The sequence below is a fragment of the Saccharospirillum sp. genome (assembly GCF_040881935.1).
In the GTDB taxonomy this organism is placed as follows: Bacteria; Pseudomonadota; Gammaproteobacteria; order Pseudomonadales; family Natronospirillaceae; genus Saccharospirillum.
This window is the reverse complement of record NZ_JBBECH010000039.1, coordinates 1-26,122: the sequence shown is the minus strand read 5'-3', so window position 1 is coordinate 26,122 and position 26,122 is coordinate 1. Positions and strand designations below refer to the sequence as shown.

Annotated in this window: 26 protein-coding genes; 21 read left to right on the top strand and 5 right to left on the bottom strand. The window is 57.8% G+C overall.

What is annotated here, in order from left to right; genetic code table 11:
- Positions 1–317 precede the first annotated feature (317 nt).
- Genes WEB54_RS06395 through WEB54_RS06380 form a run of 4 tightly spaced genes read left to right on the top strand, consistent with a single transcriptional unit; the run spans position 318 to position 4,494 of the window.
- Positions 318–701 carry an MmcQ/YjbR family DNA-binding protein gene (locus tag WEB54_RS06395; RefSeq protein WP_368054269.1) on the top strand — a complete coding sequence of 128 codons (384 nt, stop codon included), beginning with the start codon at positions 318–320 and terminating at the stop codon, positions 699–701.
- A complete protein-coding gene (locus tag WEB54_RS06390; RefSeq protein ID WP_368054316.1) occupies positions 694–1,353 on the top strand; it encodes a glutathione S-transferase family protein in 660 nt (219 codons plus the stop codon). Before WEB54_RS06395 ends, WEB54_RS06390 begins: the two co-directional genes overlap by 8 nt.
- A 24-nt stretch (positions 1,354–1,377) precedes the next feature.
- Positions 1,378–2,250, top strand: coding sequence for a phytanoyl-CoA dioxygenase family protein (locus WEB54_RS06385; RefSeq protein ID WP_368054315.1), 873 nt, complete (start codon positions 1,378–1,380; stop codon positions 2,248–2,250).
- 24 nt (positions 2,251–2,274) lie between these two features.
- Positions 2,275–4,494 carry a beta-glucosidase gene (locus WEB54_RS06380; RefSeq protein WP_368054313.1) on the top strand — a complete coding sequence of 740 codons (2,220 nt, stop codon included), beginning with the start codon at positions 2,275–2,277 and terminating at the stop codon, positions 4,492–4,494.
- Between the two features lie 200 nt (positions 4,495–4,694).
- Here the strand turns inward: WEB54_RS06380 and WEB54_RS06375 are convergent, their stop codons facing one another.
- The gene (locus WEB54_RS06375) at positions 4,695–4,931 is read right to left on the bottom strand and encodes a YbhB/YbcL family Raf kinase inhibitor-like protein (protein ID WP_368054311.1); all 237 of its coding nucleotides are present in this window, start codon (positions 4,929–4,931) and stop codon (positions 4,695–4,697) included.
- Positions 4,932–5,069: 138 nt separating this feature from the next.
- On the opposite strand from WEB54_RS06375, the gene WEB54_RS06370 reads away from it, so the two are divergent.
- The 14 genes from WEB54_RS06370 to WEB54_RS06305 all read left to right on the top strand — a co-directional run bounded on the left by WEB54_RS06370 (position 5,070) and on the right by WEB54_RS06305 (position 18,765).
- Positions 5,070–6,314: an FAD-dependent monooxygenase gene (locus tag WEB54_RS06370; RefSeq protein WP_368054309.1), complete on the top strand. Its 1,245-nt coding sequence runs from the start codon at positions 5,070–5,072 to the stop codon at positions 6,312–6,314.
- Positions 6,311–7,525, top strand: coding sequence for a UbiH/UbiF/VisC/COQ6 family ubiquinone biosynthesis hydroxylase (locus tag WEB54_RS06365; RefSeq protein ID WP_368054308.1), 1,215 nt, complete (start codon positions 6,311–6,313; stop codon positions 7,523–7,525). Before WEB54_RS06370 ends, WEB54_RS06365 begins: the two co-directional genes overlap by 4 nt.
- 23 nt (positions 7,526–7,548) lie before the next feature.
- Positions 7,549–8,013, top strand: coding sequence for a tRNA (cytidine(34)-2'-O)-methyltransferase (locus WEB54_RS06360; protein ID WP_368054306.1), 465 nt, complete (start codon positions 7,549–7,551; stop codon positions 8,011–8,013).
- Between the two features lie 374 nt (positions 8,014–8,387).
- The gene (locus tag WEB54_RS06355) at positions 8,388–9,332 is read left to right on the top strand and encodes a hypothetical protein (RefSeq protein WP_368054304.1); all 945 of its coding nucleotides are present in this window, start codon (positions 8,388–8,390) and stop codon (positions 9,330–9,332) included.
- Positions 9,329–9,958, top strand: a complete 630-nt coding sequence (locus WEB54_RS06350; protein WP_368054302.1) for a hypothetical protein — start codon at positions 9,329–9,331, stop codon at positions 9,956–9,958. The genes WEB54_RS06355 and WEB54_RS06350 overlap by 4 nt, the downstream gene beginning before the upstream one ends.
- Positions 9,955–10,596: a hypothetical protein gene (locus tag WEB54_RS06345; RefSeq protein WP_368054300.1), complete on the top strand. Its 642-nt coding sequence runs from the start codon at positions 9,955–9,957 to the stop codon at positions 10,594–10,596. The genes WEB54_RS06350 and WEB54_RS06345 overlap by 4 nt, the downstream gene beginning before the upstream one ends.
- Positions 10,589–10,942 (top strand): hypothetical protein, encoded by a 354-nt coding sequence (locus WEB54_RS06340; RefSeq protein ID WP_368054298.1) that lies wholly within the window; start codon positions 10,589–10,591, stop codon positions 10,940–10,942. The genes WEB54_RS06345 and WEB54_RS06340 overlap by 8 nt, the downstream gene beginning before the upstream one ends.
- 4 nt (positions 10,943–10,946) lie before the next feature.
- Entirely contained in the window at positions 10,947–12,551 is a 1,605-nt protein-coding gene (gene mshL / locus WEB54_RS06335; protein ID WP_368054296.1) for a pilus (MSHA type) biogenesis protein MshL, read from the top strand.
- A gap of 15 nt (positions 12,552–12,566) precedes the next feature.
- Positions 12,567–13,481 (top strand): ExeA family protein, encoded by a 915-nt coding sequence (locus WEB54_RS06330; protein WP_368054294.1) that lies wholly within the window; start codon positions 12,567–12,569, stop codon positions 13,479–13,481.
- A 5-nt stretch (positions 13,482–13,486) separates the two neighbouring features.
- Complete coding sequence (locus WEB54_RS06325; protein WP_368054317.1) at positions 13,487–14,515, top strand: tetratricopeptide repeat protein; 1,029 nt, start codon at positions 13,487–13,489, stop codon at positions 14,513–14,515.
- 7 nt (positions 14,516–14,522) lie between these two features.
- Positions 14,523–14,801, top strand: a complete 279-nt coding sequence (locus WEB54_RS06320; RefSeq protein ID WP_368054293.1) for a hypothetical protein — start codon at positions 14,523–14,525, stop codon at positions 14,799–14,801.
- Entirely contained in the window at positions 14,802–16,553 is a 1,752-nt protein-coding gene (locus WEB54_RS06315) for a GspE/PulE family protein (RefSeq protein WP_368054291.1), read from the top strand.
- Positions 16,546–17,781 carry a type II secretion system F family protein gene (locus tag WEB54_RS06310; protein ID WP_368054289.1) on the top strand — a complete coding sequence of 412 codons (1,236 nt, stop codon included), beginning with the start codon at positions 16,546–16,548 and terminating at the stop codon, positions 17,779–17,781. The genes WEB54_RS06315 and WEB54_RS06310 overlap by 8 nt, the downstream gene beginning before the upstream one ends.
- A 210-nt stretch (positions 17,782–17,991) precedes the next feature.
- Positions 17,992–18,765 carry a 1-acyl-sn-glycerol-3-phosphate acyltransferase gene (locus tag WEB54_RS06305; RefSeq protein ID WP_368054288.1) on the top strand — a complete coding sequence of 258 codons (774 nt, stop codon included), beginning with the start codon at positions 17,992–17,994 and terminating at the stop codon, positions 18,763–18,765.
- A gap of 33 nt (positions 18,766–18,798) precedes the next feature.
- On the opposite strand, the gene WEB54_RS06300 is transcribed toward WEB54_RS06305, so the two are convergent.
- Positions 18,799–19,710 (bottom strand): bile acid:sodium symporter family protein, encoded by a 912-nt coding sequence (locus WEB54_RS06300; protein WP_368054287.1) that lies wholly within the window; start codon positions 19,708–19,710, stop codon positions 18,799–18,801.
- 237 nt (positions 19,711–19,947) lie between these two features.
- On the opposite strand from WEB54_RS06300, the gene WEB54_RS06295 reads away from it, so the two are divergent.
- Entirely contained in the window at positions 19,948–20,910 is a 963-nt protein-coding gene (locus tag WEB54_RS06295; RefSeq protein WP_368054285.1) for a patatin-like phospholipase family protein, read from the top strand.
- Between the two features lie 9 nt (positions 20,911–20,919).
- Here the strand turns inward: WEB54_RS06295 and WEB54_RS06290 are convergent, their stop codons facing one another.
- From WEB54_RS06290 to WEB54_RS06280, 3 genes are all read right to left on the bottom strand, one after another.
- Positions 20,920–22,212 carry an MFS transporter gene (locus WEB54_RS06290; RefSeq protein ID WP_368054283.1) on the bottom strand — a complete coding sequence of 431 codons (1,293 nt, stop codon included), beginning with the start codon at positions 22,210–22,212 and terminating at the stop codon, positions 20,920–20,922.
- A 77-nt stretch (positions 22,213–22,289) separates the two neighbouring features.
- Entirely contained in the window at positions 22,290–23,300 is a 1,011-nt protein-coding gene (locus WEB54_RS06285) for an ABC transporter permease (RefSeq protein WP_368054281.1), read from the bottom strand.
- An 18-nt stretch (positions 23,301–23,318) separates the two neighbouring features.
- Positions 23,319–24,197, bottom strand: a complete 879-nt coding sequence (locus tag WEB54_RS06280; RefSeq protein ID WP_368054280.1) for an ABC transporter ATP-binding protein — start codon at positions 24,195–24,197, stop codon at positions 23,319–23,321.
- A gap of 425 nt (positions 24,198–24,622) precedes the next feature.
- Between WEB54_RS06280 and WEB54_RS06275 the strand changes: the two genes are divergently transcribed.
- Positions 24,623–25,369 carry a DnaT-like ssDNA-binding domain-containing protein gene (locus tag WEB54_RS06275; protein WP_368054278.1) on the top strand — a complete coding sequence of 249 codons (747 nt, stop codon included), beginning with the start codon at positions 24,623–24,625 and terminating at the stop codon, positions 25,367–25,369.
- The gene (locus tag WEB54_RS06270; RefSeq protein ID WP_368054276.1) at positions 25,266–26,060 is read left to right on the top strand and encodes a replication protein P; all 795 of its coding nucleotides are present in this window, start codon (positions 25,266–25,268) and stop codon (positions 26,058–26,060) included. The genes WEB54_RS06275 and WEB54_RS06270 overlap by 104 nt, the downstream gene beginning before the upstream one ends.
- The last annotated feature ends 62 nt before the right edge of the window (positions 26,061–26,122 follow it).

Below are 26,122 nucleotides of genomic sequence, written 5' to 3'. Positions count from 1 at the left end.
CGTGTTGTATAACTTCCCCTGCGCCTGAGCTTTGCTCGGCGCACCAAGTTTCGGAGTTCGGCTCACCTCAAAGGCGTTGGCCCGCACCGGATACCGGGTAGGGTTATCCGGGGTAGTCTGAGGCATGGACTAAAACGCCGGGAGCGTTTTAGCACGAGCGAAGCGAGCCCGAAGGGTGAATCCCATGGACGGGATTCATATCCCGAAGCCTAGGCCCCATGGACGGGTTTACGCCGACCCCGGATAGCGCTACCCGGTAGCTGGCACGGCCCACTGGCAAACATGACAAGTAGCCACCGACCAACAGGGAGAATACCATGCCACAGACACTGGATTTCTGGCGCACTATCATGCAGTCCAAGCCGGACAGCCAGGAGGAAACACCCTTCGGCCCCGATGCCCTGGTTTATAAGGTGGCTGGCAAGATGTTCGGGCTTATTGGTCTCGGCGAGGGGCTGACCATGAACCTGAAATGCGACCCTCAGGATGCCTTAATTCTCAGAGAGGCTTTTCCTGCGGTCACACCCGGCTATCATATGAACAAGAAACACTGGAACACGGTTGACCTAACCGCCGGACTGGATCCGGACCTGATCAGCGAATGGATCGACGACTCCTATCAGCTTGTCGTTCGATCCCTGCCCAAAAAGCTTCAAGCCCAATTGCTGAGCCCGACTCAGCCGGAGACCAGGGATGAATAACCTAACGCTCGTCATTGCCAACAAAAACTATTCCAGCTGGTCGCTGCGCGCCTGGCTGTTGATGACTCAGTTCAAAGTCAACTTTCAGGAAATTCGCATTCCACTGGATACGCCTGAAACCCCTGCCTTAATGAACCAGCACAGCCCAAATCGCCGCGTGCCTGTATTAAAGATTGGCAAGCTAAGCGTCTGGGATTCGTTGGCCATTTGTGAAACCGTAAATGAACGGTTTCTGCAAGGCGCTGGCTGGCCGTCGAATCCGGATTTGCGGGCGCTGGGTCGCTCGGCCTGTGCTGAGATGCACAGCGCCTTTACGGCCCTGCGCAGCAATATGCCGATGAATTGTCGCCGCATGGTTAAAGGCTTTAAGCCCGATGCGGCCACCCAGGCAGATATCGACCGCATTCACACCTTGCTCAGCGACTGTCTGAAACAAACTGACGGGCCTTTTTTGCTGGGTCGCTTCTCGATCGCAGATGCGTTTTATGCACCCGTCGCGTTGCGGCTGCATGGCTATGAGATTGAATCGCCGGAGCCCGTGGCCGCCTGGGTCGACCGGATGCTGGAGTTACCCGCGCTGCAGACTTGGCTACAGGAGGCTCGTGACGAAATCGAAACCATTGCTGGCGAAGAAGTCCCTGACCAAGCCTGACGACTAATGAGTGGAGCTGCCCTAATGCCGAGTTCTGACCAATCACTGCCCGAAAATACACCTGGGGTATTGCGCCCCGGGCAACAACGACAGTTTCACCAAGATGGCTTCCTGTTGCTTGAGAACTGGATCCCGGCTGACCTGAAACAGCAATTGATCGACCGTGCCTACCAATTGATAGAGCAGGCCGACCTGACCGAACACAACCGGTTTTCTACGACCGATAGGGCACAGATCAACAATGACTTTTTTCTGGAGTCGGCCGAAACCATTCGCTGCTTTTTTGAAGAAAAAGCCTTTGATGAACAAGGTCACCTGACACAGCCACGCGCGCAAAGCATTAACAAGATTGGCCATGCCCTGCATGATCTTGATGACGTGTATCAGGCCTTTGCCCAACGCCCTGAATTCGGCGCATTGGCGCGCGACCTAGGGTTGTTGGAGCCGCATCTGTATCAGACCATGGTGATCTTCAAACAGCCGCGCATTGGCGGTGAAGTCACCTGGCACCAGGACGCGACCTTCTTTTATACCGAACCCACCAGTGTCATCACCTACTGGTTCGCGCTGGAAGATGCCACCCTCGAAAACGGCTGCCTCTGGCTAGAACCGGGTGGTCACACCGGGCCGCTGCGCGAACGCTATCACCGCGACGACCGTGATCTGCGCATGGAACCGCTCGACGCTATGCCCTGGCCCGACGACACCTCCGGCACCCCCATGCCCGTTAAAGCTGGCAGTTTACTGGTCTTTCACGGGCATTTGCCGCACTACAGTGCACCCAACCGCTCCGACAAGTCTCGACTGGCTCTGACTTTTCATGTGGTCGATGGCCAGTACCCCTATGCGCCCGAAAACTGGTTGCAACGCCCAACGCTGGGAACCTTCCCGCTGTAATCGTTAACGAAACAGGAGCCATCTGTGTTTGATGTAGCCACCACCCTTGCCCAACTCAGTACCGAGGAAAAAATCCGGTTGTTGTGCGGTAAAGACGCCTGGCACCTGCATGGCATAGAACGCCTGGGCATACCGGCCATTACCCTGACCGACGGGCCTCACGGCGTGCGGTTGAGTGAATCGCAGGCATTGGATGGCTCCGCCAAGCCAGCCACGGTGTTTCCGGTTGAAGCGGCCATGGCGGCCAGCTGGAACCCGGATTTGCTCGAACAAGTGGCTGCGGCCATCGGCGAGGAATGCCAGTCAATGGACGTTGGCGTCCTGCTCGGACCCGGCGTAAACGGAAAACGCACCCCCCTGGGCGGTCGCAACTTCGAATATTTTTCGGAAGACCCGTTTTTATCGGGTGCGATGGCCAGCGCCTTTGTGCGCGGCCTTCAGTCGCGCGGCGTGGGCGCCTGCCTGAAGCATTTCGCCGGCAATGAACAGGAGACCCGCCGGTTTCTGGTCAATGCCGAGATCGACGAGCGCACCCTGCAAGAGCTTTATATAGAACCTTTCGCCAAGGTCATTCGCGAGAACCCGCCCTGGACCATGATGGGCGCTTACAATGCGGTCAACGGAGTCTATGCCTGTCAGTCATCCGACTTGTTACACCGCATACTGCGTGAACAGCTCAGCTTCGATGGCCTCATCATGTCTGACTGGGTTGCGGTCAAAGATAAGGCGGCCTCGCACATTAATGGCCTCGACCTGGAAATGCCCGGCCCGGGTGAACGCGATGCAGAACTACACACTGCATTGGCCGATGGCCGTCTCAGCGAGGCTGAGCTCAACAACCGGGCCTCCCGCGTGCTGACGCTGATCAACCAGGTTATGGATCAGAACCGGACGGTCACCGTCGAATGGCCAGCGCACCATGAACTGGCCACGCAACTGGCCGCTGAATCCACGGTATTGCTGAAAAACGAATCGCATCAGCTACCTCTGAGCCCGAATCAGCGCCTGGCGGTTATCGGTGACTTTGCACAAAACCCCCGGTTCCAGGGTGGCGGCAGCTCTCACATGACACCCCGTCAGCTCAACACGGCGTTGAGCGCGATTGGGCAGCGCACAGAGGTTATTTTCGCAGAGGGCTATACCGAAACCCGAGTCTCGCAGGAACAACTCGATGCCGCAGTGCAGGCAGCCACCGAGGCTGACCGGGTCGTTCTACTGACCGGTACAACCGATTCAATGGAAAGCGAAGGCTTCGACCGGGCCGATATGAAACTGGCACCGGATCACCTGATGTTGATCAGCGCGGTGGCCGATGCCAACCCTAACATCACCCTGGTGCTACATACCGGCTCCGCCATCGAGACCCGGCAGTTCGAACATCAGGTGCCAGCGATGCTGCAGGCCTGGCTGAGCGGGGAAGGCGGCGGTGAGGCGCTCGCACGAGTGCTGTTTGGCGAAGCCAATCCCAGTGGCAAACTCAGCGAAACCTTTCCGGTGCGACTGGAGCATAACCCGACCTTCGAAACCTTTCCCGGCACCAAAACCACCGTTTCCTATCAGGAGGGGTTGTTCACCGGCTACCGGTACTACGACACCAAAGCCCTACCGGTGCAGTACCCCTTTGGCCATGGGTTGAGTTACAGCCAGTTTACCCTGGCCGATTTAACCTACCACCCCGAGGCGCGCCAGGTCAGCTTCAGCATCACCAACCAGGGCCCTGCCGAAGGCGCCGAGGTCGTGCAACTCTATATTCACGACGAGGCCAGTACCTACCGGCGACCGGTTCACGAGCTGAAAGCCTTTCGGAAAATCAGGCTGGTGCCCGGCGAGAAGCGCACCGTCAACCTGCAACTGGACGCCCATGCTTTTGCGTATTTTGTGCCACACCTGGAACGCTTCGCAGAAGAAAGTGGGCGCTTTGAGTTGCGACTCGGATTTTCATCCCGGGATATACGCCAGACCCGCTGGATCAGTATTGAGTCTGATACCGATGTCCGCCTATTGCCGACACTGGACGATACGGTTCACGACTGGCTAGCCGACAGCCGCACCGCACCCATCCTTCAAAACGAACTGGATCGTCTGCAGTTTACTGAGGCAAACCCCATGTATGGCATCGCACTCGGGTTTCCGATTCCGCAGCTAATCCAGTTTATTCCTCATATGGGCTACAGCGAGCAGGACGCCCGAGACGTGCTCGACACGCTAGAACAGCAGTGGCAACAGATCAAAACGCTGGACTGATTCCGGCGTGTTTTATTCATAGTTAACTTGGGAAGCAAGCACCGGGTGGCGGGTATGTCTCTGTGGGGGAGTCCGCAGCAGGGATGCTGCGGCCTAGGCTCCATGGACGGATTTACGCCGACCCCACAGAGGCATACCCGGCATCCGGTGCGGACCAACGCCTATGAGATATCCCAAACGCCGAAACTTGAATTGATCCCTCAGCCTTCGCGCCGATAGGTACCTACCAGCCGATTCATGCCGAGGATGTTGGGTTCTATTTTCTCCAGCAATTGCCAAAGCGTCAGATCCGGCGAAAACCGTTCGTTGGTATCGAGCGCCAGCACCCAGAAATAGTACCGGTGGGTACCGTGCCCTTCCGGAGGCATCGGACCACCGTATTCTGAACGGCCGAAATTGTTCTGACCGGCTGTGCCCAGATCGGAGCCAGCGGCCAACTCGTATGCGTTTTTCTCTCAGCAACTGATCGGCGGGCTGACGTCGGGGGCGGTCAAGTAAGCGCCAACCGGGCAACCAATGACCGACCCGACCAGCCCTGTTATTATCTGCGGCCTCTGTTTGAAGGCCGCTTCACTATGAAACCCTTTGATATCGCAATTGTCGGCGGTGGCCTGGTCGGCCTGACCCTGATCCGTGCGTTGCAACCGGCGCTTAATGCCGGTGCGCGTCTGGTGGTGATCGACCCGGCGCCAACTCCGACGAATCAGGCACCGCAATCACCCAGCTTTGATGACCGGGCAACCGCACTCGCGGCCTATTCCTGCCTTGCACTGCGCCGGCTCGGGCTGGGTGAACCGCTGGACCGATATTCCAGCGCTATTCGCCGAATCGAAGTCAGCGATAAGGGCCACGCCGGCTATCAGCTGATGGACTCGGCCAATTACCCCGAAGGTAACTTTGGGCAGGTCATAGGCAATGCCGCCCTCGGTCAAATTCTGTGGCACAGCGTGCAATCGCTGTCGGGAGTCGACTGGCATTTCGGCACAGAGGTGCAAGCTATCGCATCGGGGCAAGAGTACAGCACGCTCAGCCTCAATAACGGCGAGTCATTATCTGCCCGTCTTGTGGTTCTCTGCGATGGCGGACGCTCACCCCTGACCCAGCAATTGGGCATTGGCCACACCCTCAGGGACTACCAGGCGCGAGCCCTCATTGCCACCGCCCGAACCGAGCAACCTCATAAAGGCCGGGCCTACGAGCGCTTTACCGACACCGGCCCGATTGCCCTGCTCCCCTTCGGCGACTATTCAGCCCTGGTGTGGACTGTTCCCAATCGGCTGGAGAAACGCTTTCAGGCCTTGAACGACCGTGATCGTCTGATCCTGCTCAATGAGCGTTTTGGCCAGAGACTGGGCCGCATCACTGAACTGGGCCCGCTGACCGGCTACCCGCTGCAACGACGCACGGCCACCGAACTGGTGCGGCATCGCTTGCTGGTGCTGGGGAATGCCGCCGCGACGCTGCACCCGGTTGCAGGACAAGGCTTTAACCTGGCGCTGCGCAGTGTAATGCGTACCGCCACCCTGTTAAACCAGCACCTGATGCAAGGCGACGATGCCGGAGCCATCGCACCGCTGCACCGCCTGGCCGCGTCGATTCAAGCCGACCAGGCGGTCACCGCAGGCTTTTCCGACTCGCTGGTACGCAGCTTTGGCTCGTCACGCTCCTGGTTGCAGCTGGCTCGTACCCTGGGGTTGAATGCATTGGACCGTCACCCCTTGCTGGGCCGGGGCTTTGCGCTGGCCAGCATGGGCTTGCTGCAAGGGGCGCCATTACCCGAACCCGACCTGAACCTGGCCACAGAAGGACCGACCTCATGATCACCACCCATACCCACGACCTGTTGATCATCGGCGGCGGCATGGTCGGCCTGGCACTGGCCATCGACAGCGCCCGTCAAGGCCTGCAAGTAACGGTGGTGGAACAGGCTCTGCCAGAAGACGAAACACCGGTCGCCGGTGTCTACTCACCCCGGGTCAGCGCCATCAGCCGGGAAAGTCAGGACTGGCTTACCGGGTTGGGCGTCTGGCAGCACCTGCCTGCAGGGCGGGCCTGCGCCTACCGCGAGATGAAAGTCTGGGATGGGCAGGGACAGGGGCGTATCGGCTTTCATGCCGATGACATACAGGCCGACGACCTGGGTCACATCATCGAAAACCGCTGGCTGGTCAGCGCCTTGTGGCATCAGGCCGAACAAACCCCGGGCATTACCCTGGTGGCAGGCCGGACCGTGCAGCAATGGCAACACCAGGGTGACCAGATGCTGGCCACGCTGAGCGACGCCAGCGTAGTCACCGCATCGGTCTTGGCCGCCTGTGATGGCCGCTTCTCAAAAGTTCGACGCGACGCTGGCATGGCCACCCGGGAATGGGACTACCGTCAGCACGCTATTGTCACCACGGTGCGCCACCAGCAGCCTCACCGCGGTGTTGCACATCAGGTCTTTCTGGAAACCGGGCCGCTTGCATTTTTGCCGCTGCAAGATGAAGCGGGCGACCAGCACGCCAGTTCGATCGTCTGGAGTGTCGATAATGAGGCTGTGCAAGCGCTGCTTGATCTGCCCAAAGAGGAGTTCCTAACCGCATTGAACCGGGCGTTCGAACATACCCTGGGGGAACTGACCGACTGCGACCCGCGCTTCAGTTTTCCGCTGCAACAAATGCACAGCAAACGCTACATAGCGCCGCGCCTGGTTCTGGTCGGCGATGCCGCGCATGCGCTGCACCCGCTGGCTGGCCAGGGCGTAAACCTGGGGTTTCAGGATGCGGCAACCCTGGCCAACGAGTGGCGCCGCGGGCGCCAGCGCGGTGAAGACCCGGGCAGTGAGCGCACACTGCGCCGCTACCAGCGCCAGCGCCAGGGCCACAACCTGGGCGCTATGGTTGCCATGGAAGGGTTCAAGCAGCTGTTTGGCAGTGATCATCCATTGGCAGTCTTAAGCCGCAACTGGGGCATGAGTCAACTGAACCGGCTCTCGCTGGCAAAGCGCCCGCTGATCAGAACGGCGCTGGGTCGTATAAACGCTGACTAGTTCACAATCATACAGGATACTCCGTGTTTCACATTGCCCTGCACGAACCCCAAATTGCCCCTAACACCGGCAACATTATGCGTCTGGTCGCCAACAACGGTTGTCAGTTACACCTGATTGAACCGCTCGGCTTTGATTTCGAGGAAAAGAAGCTGCGCCGGGCCGGCCTTGACTATCAGGACTTGGCCCGGGTTTCCCGTTACCCGGATTACGCGGCCTTCCTGACCGCCATGGGCGATCGGCGCATCTTCGCACTCACCACCAAAGGCACACACAATTACGCCGATGTGGCCTTTGCACCGGACGATGTCTTGCTGTTCGGGTCTGAAACCTCCGGGCTACCGCCCGCCATTCGCGAGGCATTGCCTGCTGAACGCCGCCTGCGCATTCCCATGATGCCCAATAACCGCAGCATGAACCTATCGAACGCGGTAGCGCTGGTCAGCTACGAGGCTTGGCGCCAGCAGGGGTTTCCGGGAGGCCGCTAAATCCCTGGTCCGGTGAGGCCTTCTGCGACCCGGGCAGCAAATATTTGACACTCTGCGCCACTTGCCACACTTTCACCCCTCGCGAAATTGACAACCGGCTTTATTCATTACATCGCCTGTCGTTACTTTTGACTTCTGATCCAATAGAATGTGACGTGATTATCAATTTTTACAGTTTTCATCTAACAACAGTCTGGAACATGTTGCCAAGCCATCCTTAAGATGGTTACCGATCTTCGTGACTAAATGCCGTTGACCGAGCAGGTTGCGAACCGATGACATGACTGACTGTCCATAACAAAAACCCGACGTTACAGCACAGTGCGCACGGTTATTGCTAGACTCAAACAGCGAACGAGCGGAGAAGGCATCTTTTGGGTGATATGAAACGGCGCAATCGGCCAGCGCGCCAGCAAACCTGGGTCTACCTGACCGAATCAGGCATCGGCTTACTGGTGCTCGAGCGTTCCCGCCAGGGCATCGTTCAGGTAAAAACCAGCCTTTGGCGCGCGGAAGACAAGCCACTGGAGCAAGCGGAACAACTGGCAGACTGGGTAGCGCAACACACCCGGGGCCAGCTTAACCTACTGCTCAGTGAGCCGGCCTACCAGCTGTTGCTGGTCGATGTTCCGGATGTCCCTGCCACTGAAATCGACGCTGCGCTGCGATTCAAAGCCGCCGAGCTGATCAGTTACGATCTTGATGATGCCGCCGTCGATATTATTCTGCTGCCCACTGAGGCCTACCGGGGTCGACTGCGCATGGCGTTTGTGGTCGCCGCCGGAAAAAGACCTCTAAGCGACTGGGCCATGGCCATGGCTAAGCGCGGTCATCGCATCGAATGCATCGACGTCGACCAGCTCACCCTGCGTAATACCGCCATTCGCACTCTGGAAAGGAACCAGAGTGGCCTGTTGTTTATCGAAGCAGACCGCTGCCGCTTGATCCTGCTGTTCAACCAGGAGATTGTGCTCAGCCGTCAATTCGAGATCGGCTATTCCAATCTGGGTCTGGACGCGGACGGCGTTACAGGCCTGGTTCTGGAAGGCACGGTGGATATTCAGTTCGAGGCCTTGTCGCTGGAAATTCGCCGCTCCTTCGACTTTTACGAAGCCCAGTTGGGCCTGGGAGCCATCAGTGAAGTGGCTGTGCTGGGTTGGCCGGGTGAACCGGACATCAGCGAAATGCTAAGTGCCAGACTGGATACCCGCTTTAGCTTGCTGCACCCGGAAGACTTCATCCTGTCTTCAACCGACACCGACTGGCCCGTCGAGCTAACACCTGCACTCGGCGCCGCTTTTCGGGAGAGTGCAGCATGACCCGCCACATCAATCTGATGCAAGCCGACATGCTGCCCGGCCATGGCCGCCTGCAGCTTCCGACCTTCGCGACCGCGCTGACGCTAACGCTGCTTGGTTCCGCAGCCTGGATCGCATTGAGCTGGCACCAGCAACAAAGCCTTCAAGCCGAGCTTGCCGACTGGCAGCAACGGGCCGCGCGCAGCGAGCTGGCATTACAACAAACCCGTTCGGTTAACCCGCAACTGGACACCGAGGCGGCGCTGAGCCAGGAAAACGCAAAACTAAGCCAGGAAAAAAGCCTGCGTGAGTCTGCCTACAACGGCCTGGCGACCCAGTTGGGAGAAGCTGCTCGCGGGTTCTCGACCCCGCTGTCACAGTTGTCGAACATTGATTTCGATGATCTCTGGCTTAACCGCATCGAATTGCGCAACAGCCAGCAACATCTGGGTCTGGCGGGCTATACCCGTCAACCCGGCCTGGTACCACGCTATTTGAGTCAGCTGGAAGGGTCCGTCTTTCGCGGGATCAGCATTCAAAATTTGAATATCGAACAAGTCCCTGACAACGATAATTTGTGGCGTTTTACCCTGGCCGACTCGGCCAGCGTCGATGCAGCGCTGAGCGATGGGGAGGCGAGCCAATGAACGCAACCTTGTTTCACTTGCGACTGATGATCGACCACCTTTCTATTCGGGAACGAGCCATCGTGCTACTGAGCCTGGTGTGCGTCCTGGCGGGCATCAGCTATGGAGCACTTTGGTATCTGGGCTGGACAGACCAAAGCGTAGTGCGCAACCGGATCACTCAGTTACAGGTCCAAACCACCGAAAACCATAATAGACGACTGGTTCTGGAACAAGCTCGCAGCAACCCGCAAATGCAAACACTCAGCCGTCAGAACGAACGTCTGCGTCGCGAGATCCGGGAACTGGATGATCGCATCAGCGGCATCACCGATGTACTGATTCCGCCGGATACCATGGCCACCCTGTTGCACGAGCTATTGGGCAGCAGTGACCTGACACTGGTCCGCTTTGGCTCCCTGCCCGCTCAGCCGGTCAATCAGGCAGACACCGGCGAAGCCAGGTTGTTCCGGCACCAGCTGGATATCGAACTGACTGGTAGTTTCGACGCTCTAACCAGCTACCTGCAGACCATTGAAACGCTGCCCTGGCGGTTATTCTGGGATGAACTCAGTGTCGAAACCGAACAATACCCAACGCTGAAGATTCGACTGAAAGTCCACACGCTGAGCGATCAGGAGGCATGGCTGAATGTATAATATTGAACGGCGGTTCACCGCTACCTGCCTAACACTGGCGCTGCTGACCACAACCGGCGCCGCCCTTGCCGATCCGATGCGCCCCGATACCGCCCGGCCCGCGCCCAGAACTGCGCCAGCACCTCAGCCCGAACCAACCTTTACGCTGACCTCGATTTATCGACTGGATCAGCAAGCCTATGCCGTCATCAATGGCCAGTGGCTGACGCTCAACGACACGCTAAACAACTATCAACTGATGGCCATTCGCAGTGACCAGGTGCTGCTGCAACGTGGCAACCGTAGCCGAACCCTGACATTACAACAAGCAGGCACCCTGGCCATCACCCCGACCGATGAGGAATAGCCCAGTGTTCTACCCGCTACCAACCTGGATTGCCAAACCCCCGGTAACCGCCGGTCAACGTGGTTCACGGGCTGTAGCCCTGGTCGTCGTTCTGGGCCTGGTGGGCTGTGCATCGGTGACTCAGCCCCGGGAGCCGGCCGAGACACCCGAATTCGACGCACGCTCAATGCTTGAACAAGAGCGCGATGACGCCATTGCTGCGGAACCGGACCGCAGTCCGGTAACGGCCCCGGCCGAACTGACCAGCGACCTGCTCGATTTCAGCCAGGCACCGCGCACCAGCCAACGGTTCGATGTGCAGGCGACCGATGTGCCACTGACCCGTTTTTATGCAGACCTGGGGGCAACCCAGGGCGTCAATATTCTGGTCGACCCGGGTATCCAGGGCACGCTAACGTTGAACATGACCTCGGTCACCCTGGATCAGGTGATGTCAGCCGTACGTGATATTTACGGCTACGACTACCAGCGCACCGATTACGGCTTCCGGGTCCTGCCCAACCAGATTGCCACCCGCATCTATCACCTTAACTACCTGAACGTCGCGCGCTCCGGACGCTCTGACACAACAGTCAGTGGTGGCCAGATCAGTCAGCAAGACAGCGGCAATAATCAAAGCAGCAGTGTTGCCACTGAAACCAGTGCCGATTTCTGGCAGGGCATGGAAATGACCATCATGGGGTTATTGGAGCAGAGCGGCGATCGCCAGGTCGTGGTCAACCCCCAGGCCGGGTTACTGGTCGTTCGGGCCACCCCACGTGAACACGAAGTGGTCGCCAAATTTCTGGATGATGCTCAACTGAGCCTGCAACGCCAGGTCGTCATCGAGGCCAAGGTGGTGGAGGTTACCCTCAGTAACGAATTTCGATCCGGCATCAACTGGAATACGTTCGCTGAAGACCTCGCCAGCAGCGGCACCGATCTGGGTGGGACTCTGGACGCCAGTGCATTGGCAGGCATTGGCAATATTGGTGGGGTTTTCAGTTTAAGCGTGCAAAACGGCGGCTTTAACGCACTGCTGCAGTTGCTGCAAAACCAGGGCGATGTCCAGGTACTTTCCAGCCCGCGGGTATCGACCGTGAACAACCAGAAAGCAGTGATCAAGGTCGGTACCGACGAATATTTTGTCACCGACGTTAACTCCGGGGACAACGATAACGACGAAACCACGACCAATACACCAGAATTTACCCTGTCACCGTTTTTCTCAGGTATCGCGCTGGACGTCACCCCCCAGATCAGTGCCGATAACAATGTGATCCTGCATGTACGGCCATCGGTGACCGAGGTCGTTGAACGCACCAAAATCATTACTGTCGGGGGTACTACCTTTGACCTGCCGCTAGCATTTTCCAGTATTCGGGAAACCGATAGCATCATTCGTGCCGCCAGTGGCCAGATTGTGGTGATCGGCGGGCTGCTGTCGCAGCGTCAGGATACCTCGGAAACCGGCTTGCCAGGCCTGTCACAATGGCCCGGCATGGGTTTCTTGTTCGGTCAGAACCGGGAAATTCAGGAGAAAAGTGAACTGGTTATTTTGCTAAAGCCGGTGGTGTACGATGAAGAAACCACCCGCAATGACCTCGACCGCGTCCTGAACCGGATGTAAAGGCAGCTAACGGCCATGTACGAAGCCCATTTTGGACTCAACCAGCCGCCATTCAGCCTGTCTCCCGACACGGCCCTGTTTGTGCGCCTGGACGACCATGAGGCCTGCTATCAACTGCTGACGCACGTGCTCGACACCGGTGAGGGCTTCCTGAAAGTCGTCGGGGATGTGGGCACTGGTAAAACCATTTTGTGCCGCCGGCTGCTGCGCTTTCTCAGTGATGACGAGGCCGCCCGGGATCGTTTTTACAGCGTCTATATACCCAACCCCATGCTGTCTCCGGTGGGCCTATACCGGGCCGTTGGTCGGGAACTTGGGCTGGAGTCCCCGCGGCCGTCTGACAATGCGGCCCTACTGGAACACATCAACCAGCAGATTCTGAACCTTGCGCAACAGCCGCGCGGTGTGGTCATTGTGGTCGATGAGGCCCAGTCCTTGCCGCCCGCCACGCTCGAGGCGCTGCGCCTGATCACCAATCTGGAAACCGAACAACAGAAGCTGGTGCAGGTGATTCTCTTCGGCCAGCCCGAACTGGATGAACTGCTCGATCAGAACCGCTTCCGGCAATTGCGACAGCGCATTACCTTCGCCCACTACCTGAAACCGCTGTCGCGCACGGCCGTTCGCCAGTACCTGGATTTTCGATTGACCCAGAGTGGCTACAACGGACCCACACTGATCAGTGACCGCAGCATCAAACGCCTGCACCAGCTGTCTGGCGGTATCCCGCGGATGATTAACGTCCTGACACACAAAGCCCTGCTGTCTGCCTTTGCCGACCAGCGCCGGCAATTGAATCCGGGCGATTTCGACCGGGCCTGGCGTGACAGCAAACCGGAACCCACTCGGCTGCATTCCCGACTGGCGCTGATAGCCGCAACCTCAGCACTGATTTTGCTGGCGCTGGTATCCGCCTGGAGCTTGTTGTGAGCCTGATGCACCAGGCACTGGATCGCCCGGCAGCGCCGGGCCAGGCAAGTCGGAGCGGCTATAACCCGCTGCGAAGGAACGCCCCGCACAGCCCAATGCTCTGGTGGAGTATCACCGGCGTTGCGTTACTGGTCACTCTGGCTCTGCTGGCCTGGCCGACATGGCGTCCGGCGACCGAACCACTGATTCCGGCACGGGTGCAAGCACGGCCCGCAGCGGTAAGTCTGCCGCCCCAGCTAGCCGCTAATACCGTTCCGGCCCCGACTTCTGAACCGGAACAAGCCGCAACAATGGCTACACCCGTGGCCAGTCCGCCGCAAGAAATCTCAGAAACAAACCAGACACAAGCTGCTAGCGCTGCTGAAAATCGGAATCAAGCTAAACAACCAGAGACTGTACCGGTTGTGCCCGAACCACAGGGTCCGGGTTCCGAACCGCCACCACCGGCTCTGGCTGACGCTTTGCCGGTACCTGCCGATAACCCTCCTAACGCAGCAACTGAGCCTGTGGGCGAGGCTAGCCGGTCCGCCGCCAGTACAACCAGACCTGCCGCCCGGTCCAGCAGCGTTGCCACAGCAGTACCGCAGCACGATGCTGTCCGTCAGGCTGTGCAGGCTGCCATCGGCCAGGGTAACCTGGCGCAGGCACAACGATTGCTGCAGTCCTGGATCGAACGCGAGCCCCGATTGGATGAACCCCGAATCTGGCTGGCAAAAGTCTATCTGAGTCGCGGTGCCATGGAAGATGCCGAAACGCTGTTGATCGGTTTACAGAGCACTGAAGCCCTGGGGCTACGGGGGCTTGTGCTGGAAAAGACCGAACGCTATGCCGATGCCGCCCGCGTGTTTGAAGCCCTGGCCCGGCAAGAAGCCAGCAGCCCCCAATGGTGGCTACATTGGGCAATCAACCTGGAGAATAGTGGCCGGCTAACGGAAGCACGGCTTTTGTACCAGACTTACCTGGAACAGTTTTTCAGTCATAACGAGCGGCTGACGGCGTTTGCGACCGAGCGTTATCGAGCACTGGCGGAGTAATCACACCATGAACCGTTTGTACCAGCTGTTAAAAGACCATTCAGGCCTCAACCTCGAGGTACTGGAACAGCATTACCTTACCCTCGACAACCCGGACGATGACCGGGAGCTGGGTCACCGGTTAATTCAGGTAAAACCCATCTGGTATATGCAGCTCGCCGTGTCGCTGGAGCAAGCCCGACTAAGCATGGATGCGAGACAAAACCATAAAACGTTCCTCGCCATGAACACCGACTCTGAATTACAACAATTCGCCCTACAACGCTCAACAATACTGGCCGATTAGATGACTGAACCCCAAACGCTGGACTCCGCCCCTCAAAACCGTAAAAAAATTCGCCTCGGGGATCTGCTCGTTGAATCCGGGCTAATCTCGGAGGGTCAACTTGGCCTGGCGTTGCAGGAGCAAAAACACACCGGCAAAAAGATTGGCCGGGTACTGGTCGACATGGGCCTGGTGCCGGAAAACAAATTACTCACTACGCTTTCCAGACACCTTAATATTCCCTTTATTGAGATGCGCCAGTTCCAGCTCAGGCAGGACGTTATGCAACGGCTGGATGAATCCGTCGCGCGCCGGTTTCGCTGCCTGCTGCTCGCCGACAATGCCGACGGCTTGCTGCTGGGTATGGCCGACCCGCTGGATTTGATGGCCATTGATGAAGTCGAGAAACGGCTGAAGAAAAACGTTAAACCGGCCATCGTGCGTGAAACTGAACTGCTGGCAACTCTGGATTCGGTGTACCGGCGTACCGGTGAAATCAAATCCATCGCGGTAGAGCTTGAAGGCGAACTGCGCGAAAGTGATTTCGACCTGGCCAACCTGGCCGACGACAGTGACCTGCAAGACGCGCCTGTAGTGCGCTTGCTGCAAAGCCTGCTTGAAGATGCCGTCGCGGTTAACGCCTCCGATGTTCACATCGAGCCCGATGAGTCCGTGTTTCGCATTCGCATGCGTGTCGATGGCGTATTGCAGGAGCAGGTCATCAAGGAGAAACGGGTGGCATCGGCGCTGGTGATGCGGCTGAAAATCATGTCAAGCCTCGATATTTCCGAGCGTCGCATGCCGCAGGATGGCCGCTTCAACATTCGCGTTAACAGCAAGTCAATTGACGTACGTCTCTCCACCATGCCAGTGCAATATGGCGAGTCGGTGGTGATGCGTCTGCTCGATCAGTCATCCGGTTTGCAATCACTCGAAGCGCTGGGCATGCCAGAAGCCATTCGCAGCCGCTTTGAATTGATGGTCGAGCGGCCGCACGGGTTAATACTGGTCACCGGCCCTACCGGCAGTGGTAAAACCACCACACTCTACTCCGCGCTGAATTTACTGAACCAGCCCAACCGAAAAATCATCACGGCGGAAGACCCGATCGAATACCGCATGTCGCGCATCAATCAGGTACAGGTCAACCCGCGCATCAATCTCGATTTCGCCAGCATCCTGCGCTCGGCCCTGCGTCAGGATCCGGATGTCATTCTGGTCGGCGAAATGCGGGATCAGGAGACCGTCTCCATCGGCGTCAGGGCGGCGCTAACCGGACACCTGGTTATGAGCACCCTGCACACCAACGATGCCGTCTCCAGTGCCATGCGACTGGCCGATATGGGGGTCGAGTCCTACCTGGTAGCGTCGGCCCTGCGCGGCATCATGGCACAGCGACTGCTGCGCAAAGTCTGCGAAGAGTGCCGCCAGGCATACAAGCCAGAGGTACGGGAACAGCTGTGGTTAAACAACCTGGCCGGTGGACGTTTTTCACAGCACACTTATTACCGGGGTACGGGTTGTTATCATTGCAACAACACCGGCTATCGTGGCCGGATCGGTGTGTATGAGTGGCTGGAGCTCGATGAACACATGCTGATCGCGTTGCGTGATCAGGATCACAATGCATTTGTCGATGCCGCGCGCGCTAACGCCCAGTTCAAGCCGATGGAAGAATGGGCATTGGAATACGCCGCGGAAGGCACGACCGACCTGTCGGAGGTCTTTAAGATCACCATCGATTTGAACGATCTGGTGGCCGACCATGGCTGAATATTTTTACCAGGGTCGTAACGCGGAAGGCCGCCAGGTTGAAGGCCAACTGGAAGCGGCGTCGCAAAGCGCTTTGCTGCAGTTGCTGAAGCGACAAAGCATCATCGCCACACGCGTTGAACCGGTGGCCAAACCAACCTCAAAGAACATTGATCTGTCTGCTCTGCTCAGTCGCTACACTCAGCGCAAGGCCAAGGTTAGCATCGATGAGCTGATCATGTTCTGCCGCCAGATGTATGCGCTGTCGCGCTCGGGGATTCCGCTAATGCGCGCCATCAACGGCCTTGCCGATGCCACCCGATCGCCGCATCTGGGCGAGGTACTCGGCGATGTGTCGCGCATTCTGACCCAGGGCTCACCACTGTCGACGGCGTTTCGCAGCCACCCGGATGTGTTCAATGACCTGTTTATTGCGATGATTCGCATGGGCGAGTCGACCGGCCGGCTGGACACAGCCTTTCAACAACTGGTTAGCCACCTGGAACTGGAAAAAGACACACGCAAGCACATCGCATCGGCGACCCGCTACCCGATCATAGTGGTCTCAGCTATTGCGCTGGCTATGGTGGTGATCAACTTCATGGTAATCCCGGCCTTCGCCGGTGTGTTTGCCAAACTCGGCGCCGATCTGCCGCTGCCGACCCGAATTCTGCTTACCAGCTCCGACATCATGATCAGCACCTGGCCTTATTTGCTGGGCCTGATTATCCTCGGGGTGTACGCCTTTAAACGCTGGAAAAAAACGCCTCAGGGCGCTTTGGCCTGGGACCGGCAGATTCTCCGCTTTCCGTTAACGGGCGGTATCTATGAACGCATTGCGCTGGGCCGTTTTGCCCGCCCCTTCGCTATGATGCTGGAAGCCGGCGTACCCTTGCTGCAGGCGCTGAGCGTCGCCAGCCGCACCGTGGGCAATAAGTACATCGGCAAGGGTATCGAGAGCATGATGTCAGGCATCAAGCGTGGCGAATCGTTGCAGGTCACCGCCTCGGCCAGTGGCCTGTTCAACCCGCTGATCCTGCAAATGATCGCGGTCGGTGAAGAAAGCGGTAATGTCAGTGGGCTGTTAGTCGACATCGCCGATTTTTACGACCAGGAAGTGGAATACGACCTGAAGCGACTTGCCGAAGCCATCGAACCAATTTTACTGCTGTTTATGGGTATCATGGTGTTGGTGCTGGCACTGGGTGTCTTCCTGCCCATGTGGGACCTCGGTGCTGCCTTTGGGTAGAATCTGTGGCTCGAGTCCGTGCCAGCATCCGGGTAAGCCTCTCCGGGGTCGGCGTGGATCCGTCCATGGAGCCTAGACCGCAACATCCATGTTGCGGACTCCCCCGGAGAGGCTTACCCGGACGCTGGCACTTACTGTGTCGTCAATATCAAATTCCGAACATCAAATAACAATTTTTATTTCACGGATAACTCAGTTGGATATTGGTAAATGCTAGATAACTGGCCCGGCCCGATACGCCGGATTTTATTTAAAATCGTGGGCATTAATTGGGCAGACCGACTACTGAAAGATGCCTGGCAATCGGGCGATGGCGACCTGCATGGCATGCTCGATGCACTGTTACGCCGAAATGATTTTTCACTGAGCGCTGAAAATGCCGATCTGCTCGACAGTCTGGGCAGTTGCATTGTGGCGGGAAATCATCCGCACGGTCTGTTTGATGGGCTGGGACTGGCCTGGCTGGCCAGTCGAACCCGGGTGCCGACGCGGATTATGGCGCGAAATTTTCTGAATGTGTTCGGCCCGCTGCGCGAGGTGTTTCTTTCGGTCAGCCTAGACAGTGAACGGCGTTCGCTGGGCGGCAGTAAAACGCTGACGACTGCCAGCCAGTGGTTGCAGCAGGATGGGAGACTGGTAATTACCCCCGCGGGCGGTTTAAGCCGGGCCCGGCCTTTCTGGAAAGACGCGGTCGACCCGGCCTGGCGCACAGGTATTATTCGTCTCGCCCGGGAAACCAACCGGCCTATCGTGCTGGTTGACGTTCAGATGCCGCGCGCGCCCTGGCGGCAAATGTTGCATGGTATCAGCCCAATACTGCGAGCCGTGTTTCAGGTCTGGGCTTACCGTCTGGGCAAGCATCAGCGCATTCATATGCGGGTGGTCGAGGTGATTCCGGTCAGTGTCTTGCCGGAAGACGGCAGCCTGGCTGACCAGGCCTTATGGCTGCAGAACCGGTTACAGGCCGCCCAGCAGTCCCGTTAACAGGTTGTTGAAAAAGGCAGGATGCCGTCGGGCTTAGGCCACGCCAATGCCGAGCTGGGGTGGCCGACGCGACCAGTAGGCTGACAGCAGTAGCCCGCTGACCAGATGCCAGACACCCCAGAAGGCGGTGATCAGCATCATGCCGCCCAGATGCGGGTAAAACGAAAACAGGATAATCAGCCCGAGGCCGGAGTTCTGAATGCCGACCTCCAGAATCACAGCACGTTGCTGGTCATCAGGCAGTCGTGCCCAGGATGCGGCGGCCCAGCCGAGAACAAGCGCCAGAGCATTGTGCAAGACAACCAGGCCAGCAAACGCCGTGGCATGCTCGACAAAGAGCGTGCCATTGCGCGAGAAAGCAACGCCTACAAACATCATGAAGATGGCCAGGGAAACCCAGCGGGCGGGTTTGTCTGCCCGGGCGGCAAAGGCCGGGAATTTGTGCCCGACCAGCATACCGAGCGCCAGCGGAACGCCCAGCACCCAACCAATCAACTGCACCATGGCCAGCGGCTCAACATCGATGGCCTGAACGATGGCACGGGTTTCCGGAGCCAGTGAGGCATAAAAGGTAAAATTCAGCGGCGTCATAATAATGGCCGCCAATGACGAGATGGCAGTCATGCTGACCGAGGTGGCTACATGCCCGCGACTGAGAAAGGTGATGATGTTCGAGAAACTACCACCCGGACAAGCCGCCACCAAAATCATGCCCAACGCCAGCGACGGATCCAGCGCCAGCGCCCGGGTGAGTCCGTAGGTGGCGGCAGGTAGCAGTATAAACTGACAGATGAGGCCGATCACCGGTGCTTTGGGCGACTTTAGAACATAATGAAAGTCACTCGTTTTTACCGACAATGCTGCGCCAAACATCATAATTGCCAGCAAGAAGTTCAACATATCCAAACTGGAAGGATCAAAGGCAATCTGAACTGAATCTAACACTCAAGACTCCTCAACGGGGTGTTTCAAGGTGAACCGCCAACGGACGACCGCTGCCCTGTATGCTACGCGAGCTGGGCGGGCGCCGCTCTCACCGGCCCTGACAGTGTAGCGCCGGTTTGGCCGGGTCACTATCCCGGAGCGCCATTGAAGGTAGCAATTCGACGTTTTAGCCTCATACTTTACTCATGGAACTTCAGGAAGATTCTGAACACTCACCACGACCAAAGGAATAATCGCGTGAACACACAAAAAACCGTATCGCTGGTACTAGGCAGTGGTGGCGCCCGGGGTATGGCTCATATTGGCATTATCCGCTGCCTGGAGGACCGGCACTACAGCATCACCAACATCGCTGGCGCCAGTATCGGCGCGCTGGTGGGCGGTTTCTACGCTGCCGGGAAGCTGGACCAGTACGAACGCTGGGTCTGCGCTCTGGAACGCACTGACGTACTGCGACTGCTCGACCTATCATTCAATGGGGGTGGTCTGTTCAAAGGCTACAAAATCATGGAAGTGTTAAAGCGCCAGGTCGGTGATGCCCAGATCGAAAACCTGCCGATCGAATTTACCGCCGTTGCCGTGGATATTGAACGCCAGCGGGAAATCTGGTTCACCGATGGCTCGCTGTTTGAAGCCATTCGGGGGTCGATTGCTATTCCTTCAGTGTTCAAACCCCACCCTTACCGGGGCATGATGCTGGTCGACGGCGGGGTGTTGAACCCGGTCCCGATCGCGCCAACGCTGCGGACACAGACCGACCTGACCATAGCCGTAAACCTCAATGGCCGCGTCGACATGCCAGGCCGATCGGAAAGAGCCAGCCACAAAAAAGCGGCCAAGATATCCGAAGAAGCACAAAATACGGTGCACCGGGCCATCAACCGGTTTATTGATCGCTGGTGGTCGGAAAAAGCCGGCTCTACGGAACCACAGAATCAGTGGAGCATGCTCGAACTGATGAACCGCTCCATCGATACCATGCAGAACACCATCGCCCACATGAAGCTGGCCGCACACCAGCCCGATATTCTGATTGAAATTCCAAGAGGCGTCGGAGGTCTGTTTGACTATCATCTGGCCAGCGACATGATCGAAGACGGTTATCAGTTATGCGCCACCGCGCTGGATCGCTACGAAGCCAAACTTGGCAGGGGCAACGATCAGGACGAAGACATCAAAGTCGACACTGACGAGCTTTAGTAATTCCTGTCAGGCTGACTCCCGGTCCTCACTGCGTCGTTCTTCAGGCGCGCCCACGTCTTCTTCAGATTCCGGGTGTAGCGGCAGAACATTAGGTGAGGTCCGTACCATGGCCACGTACTGGCTTTCGTGATCTTCCGGACGCTCAATGATGCGCGAACGAACCAATTGTACGGTGAGCACCAGACTGAACGCCGCCAACATCATCAGATAGTAGGCGGGCAAGCCACCGGCCCCCAGATACTCCAGAGCAAACCCCGCCAGCGCGGGCCCGATGAAAGACCCCAGACCATAGAGCATCAGCAAGCCGCTGGAGCCGGCAACCAGATGGTCTTTGTGAATGCGGTCCACCAAATGCGCTACCGATATCGGATACACCGCCAACACCAATCCACAGAATACGATAGACAGCGCCGTCATCAGGGTGCGCTCAGCGGGCAGGTACCAGGCGCTCAGTGCCATCGTCAGGGCCAGCAGCGAACCCAGAACAAACGTTACCAGTATGACGCGGCGCCGATCCATATGATCGGACCAGCGCCCCACCGGGTACTGGATCAGTGCCCCGCCCAGAATCGACATCGAAATAAAGCCAGCCAATTGGTTCTCGGTATAGCCCAGGCTGGCTACAAACAACGGCGTCAGCCCCCAGAACGGCCCCATGATCAACCCGGACACCACCACACCGGTCACCGCCACCGGCGCGGCGTCAAACAATGTCAGAATACTCATCGACGGCATGTCGACCGGAACATGCGGCTGCTGCAATCGTGTCCAGGAGACTGGCATAATCGCCGCCGTTACCAGGAAACTGGCCAGTACGAACAGGGTATAACTGGTGGCACTGTCGATGCGCAGCAGTTGTTGTGACGCGGCGATGGCCACCAGATTAACCAGCGTATAAATCGAAAACACCCGGCTGCGATAGGCGTCTTGCGTCTGGCCGTTCAGCCAGCTCTCGATCACGGTATACATCACAAACACCCCGAACCCGGTAAAAAACCGGATAATTAGCCAGGCGGCGGGTGAAATGATCAGCACATAGGCCAGAATGCTGCAGCCGAGCAGGGCGGTGCAAAAGGTAAAACAGCGAATATGACCCATGCGTTTGATCATGGTCGAGGCCATCATGGTTGCCACCAGCGCCCCTAAAAAATAGACCGAGGTCAGAATGCCCAGGTACTGGCCGGAAAACCCCTCGGCAACACCGCGCAACACCAGCAAGGTGCTCAGCAGGCTGTTGCCCAGCAGCAATAAACAAATGCCCAGAAACAGGGCCATGATTGAAACCAGAATTGAACGCATACCACTTCCGTACGGCTTTGGAACAGGGATTGAAACCCGGCAGTATAGACCAAACCCGGGTGTTGCAAGCACTCTGACTAGCGGTGATCACTGTCCCAGTTAAACAGCAGGGCCGCTATACCCAGGAACAGGGCAGTCATCCCGACCAGAATCAGTAAATGATCGCTGACTTGCATCAGGGTGGCACCTTCGGTGGTTATTTCCCGGGCGGCACTGACCAAATGGGTAAGCGGTAACGCATTGGCAATGGATTGTACGCCGGGAGGCGCACCTTCCAGCGAAAACCAGACCTGCGACAACCCCATCATCGGCCAGGTCGCCATGTTCATCAGCCCACCGGTCAGTTCTTCACTGCGCGACCGGCTGGCCACCGCCAGGCCGAGTGAAATCAGCGCCAGGGCACCGACAAACAGCGTCAGCAGCAAGCTGAACGGATTTCCCAGCATCAGCGTCGACAGCGCCCAGTGACTGCCAAAATAGATAATCGCGGCTACCAGCATCACCGTCAGCAGCCGCGACAGAATCTGCGCCGATACAAACTCAAAGGCCGACAACGGCGTCGCCTTTAGACGCTTCAAGACCCCGTTCTTGCGATAACGCACAATGGCATAGCCAACCCCGAACAGGGAACTGAACATGATGTTCATGCCGATGATCCCGGGCAACACCCAATCAACGTAGCGAATCGGCTCACCCTGTACCACGCGACGGTTAAATTCCGGGTCGGCATTCACCAGCAGACGCTCGGCAACATAGCCATTACGGCTCTCTTCGTTGACCCAGTACAGCTTGCGGTCGAGATCCAGTACCAGATCAATCTGGTGGCGCCGGGCCCGGTTCAGCGCTTCGTCAAGCTCCTCATAGGGCACAAACTGGATATGGCTGAGCCGCATAAAGGCAGGCTGAGAGATGTAAGCGTCCTGTTCGCTGATCACACCCACCTTGAACATCGGCATGCCCTGGCCAAAAATAAAATAGAAGCCAAACACCAGCAAAAACGGGAATGCAAAGTTCCAGGCAAGCGAACTCCGATCGCGCCAGAACTCCTTGTTGCGGGCATTAAAGACAGCCAGCAGGCGGGTCATCATCAGTTGGTCTCCATGTGATCAGGCGCGCAGGGCATGGCCGGTGAGCTTTAAAAACAAATCTTCCAGGTTGGGGCTTTTAACCTGCAAACCCGTCAGAGGCACCTGAGCTTCGGCGAGCTGGCGTACGGTGGCATCCACCGCTGTAGTCTGAATCTCGACCCGGTCCCGGTTCGCCAGCATCTGGAAAGGCAAAATCTTGCCCTCCACCGCCGTCGCCGGCAAATGAACCATCACGCCCTCAAAATGCCGCTCCAGCAACTGGGATGGCGACCCCCGTTCGACGATCCGCCCCTGGTCCATGATGGCAATGTCATCGCACAGGGTTTCCGCCTCGTCCATATAATGGGTGGTCAGTACGATCGTCTTGCCGCGACGTTTGATGGCCTGCACCAGCTCCCAGAAGTTACGTCTCGATTGCGGGTCCAGCCCGGTCGTGGGTTCATCCAGAAACACCAGATCCGGGTCATTGATCAGCGCCAGCGCGAGCAGCAAACGCTGACGCTGGCCACCCGAGAGTTTGCGCGCATCCTGGTGCAAAAAGTCACCCAGTGAACACAGCTCAGTCAACTCATCCTGATCAATGGTTTTCGTATAAAAGGCGGCAAACAACTTCAGTGTCTCGGCCACCGTCAGGTAGTCCTGCAACGCAGTGTTCTGAAACTGAATGCCCACTCGCTCGAACGCCTTGCGCGAGGCTGGTTCACCAAAGAGCCTTACCTCACCTGAGGTGGGTTTGCTGATACCTTCCATCATTTCGATGGTAGTGGTTTTACCGGCCCCATTCGGCCCCAGCAACCCGAAGCACTGCCCTTTAGTCACAGAAAAACTGACGCCATCAACGGCTGTAAGCTGTTTGTAGCGTTTCACCAGATTGTGAACACTTAAAAGATCGTTCATCGCAATGCCTTGTTTATGAACTGAAGCAGAGTGCACCCCGACAGCAAGCGACGGCTGCCGGGGTTGCCCCTGTGGGGGGAGTCCGCAGCAGGGATGCTGCGGTCCAGGCTCAATGGATGGATCTACGCCGACCCCACAGGAGCAACCCCGGTAGCCGACGCGAACCACAGCCACACAGCCTCCAACGCTGCCGCAGGGTACCCTGACTCGGATTCACTCGCTATAGCCGATAAGTCATTCCCGCCCGGGGGGTGCCAGTGCTAGACTGGCCAATCTGCATTTCATCGGCACCGAAACCGATCCGCTTCACAGGCGGGCACGGCTATGGGACCGGCATTAACCATTGAGGACTCTGTGTGATCCCTGAGAAAGTATTAGTGGTCTCTCCTGCCCTGGCAGAAACCCTGGGATTGGAAGAGGCGCTATTGTACCAACTCCTGACTGAAATGGCCCTGCTGCTTGGGTCACGGGTCTCCCTGACCGAACAACACCGGAGCCAGTTACTGCCATTCTGGAGCAGCACCCAGCTCAGCGCAGTACTGCGCAGAGTTCAGGCGCAAGGGCTATTGACCGTACACAATGAAGACCCCTGGCATGTGCACCTGGAAGACCTCGACGACAGCCTCACGCCAGCTGAGACCTGGCCCGACAGTGCACAAGAGGCAGATTCCGGTAGTGAAATGCCGCTGGAAAGAATCCCGGTCAGGTCGATGAACCGACCCGTGACGGCGGAACCCGAAGCCACAGCCACCACAGCCAAGCCCGGCATGAACGATGCCCGGCGGCGCAATCAGATGCAGGATGATCTGGCCTACCTGAAGCCGGAGAAAACCGACATGAACACAGTGCGGGCAGAGCGCACGCGCATGCACCCGGACTGGGAGCCCGGGCCGGAATTCCCGAGATTGTTGTCGTTTCACGATATTCCGCTGACCTTTGCATTGGCGGAACTGGCAAAATTCAGACAGTATTATCAGGATAAAGACAGAGCCGAATTCAGCTGGGATGTCCGCTTTTTAAACTGGGTCCAGCGTTCCTGGCATGATCAACTGAACAACAAGGGCCGACATGAGCGAACCCAACAGCACACCCAAGAGCCTGCAAACCCTGCTCGCGAAAAACGGGCTAAAGTCCGGGAAGCTCTCCGCAACATCCGCGACACCGACTGGTAATACCGGCTCACTCGATCATGAGACCAAACTGCTGGTCAACATGATCTTCGCGCGCTTTCACCACATCTACACTCACAAGTTTGAAAGTGCCTACGGTGATGAGTCGACCCTGACGCTGGCCAAGCGGGAATGGGCTTACAGCCTGGCTGGAACACCAGCACATCTGGTGGAATACGCGCTGGAACGCTGCAAACTCGAATTCGCCTGGCCGCCAACCATTGCCGAGTTTGTTCAGCTATTGCAACCGCAGCCCGAGGCACTCGGTCTGCCGACCATCCGCGAAGCCTACCTGGAAGCCTGCCAGAACAGCCATTCGCCAGCCAACCGGCGCTGGTCGCATGCGGCCGTGCATCTGGCCGCCCGCGATGTGGGTTTTTTCAGAATGCGCACTGAAGCCGAGCGATACAGCTGGCCACCTTTTGAGAAAGCCTACCAGAAGTGGGTCAATCAGGTTGCGCAAGGTGAGGAGCTGGTTGTTACCGAACCGCCGGTCGCCCTGCCCGACCCGGATACCAGTGCCGAGCTCAATCTGGTCAGCACCCTGGAGCAAGCTGGCGTGGCGGCGCCGGTCGCCTACAAACTGGCGTATTATCTGGAAAAACCAGCCGGCTCAGAGGTGCGGGAGCGGTACCGGGAGCACAGTCGCCAGCAGCTGGAAGATCTTGGGGTTACTGTCACACTCCCTAAGTGACGGCTTACTAGTGCACTGTAACAGACTAAATGCCCACACCAGAGCTTCCCAAAAGGTTCACC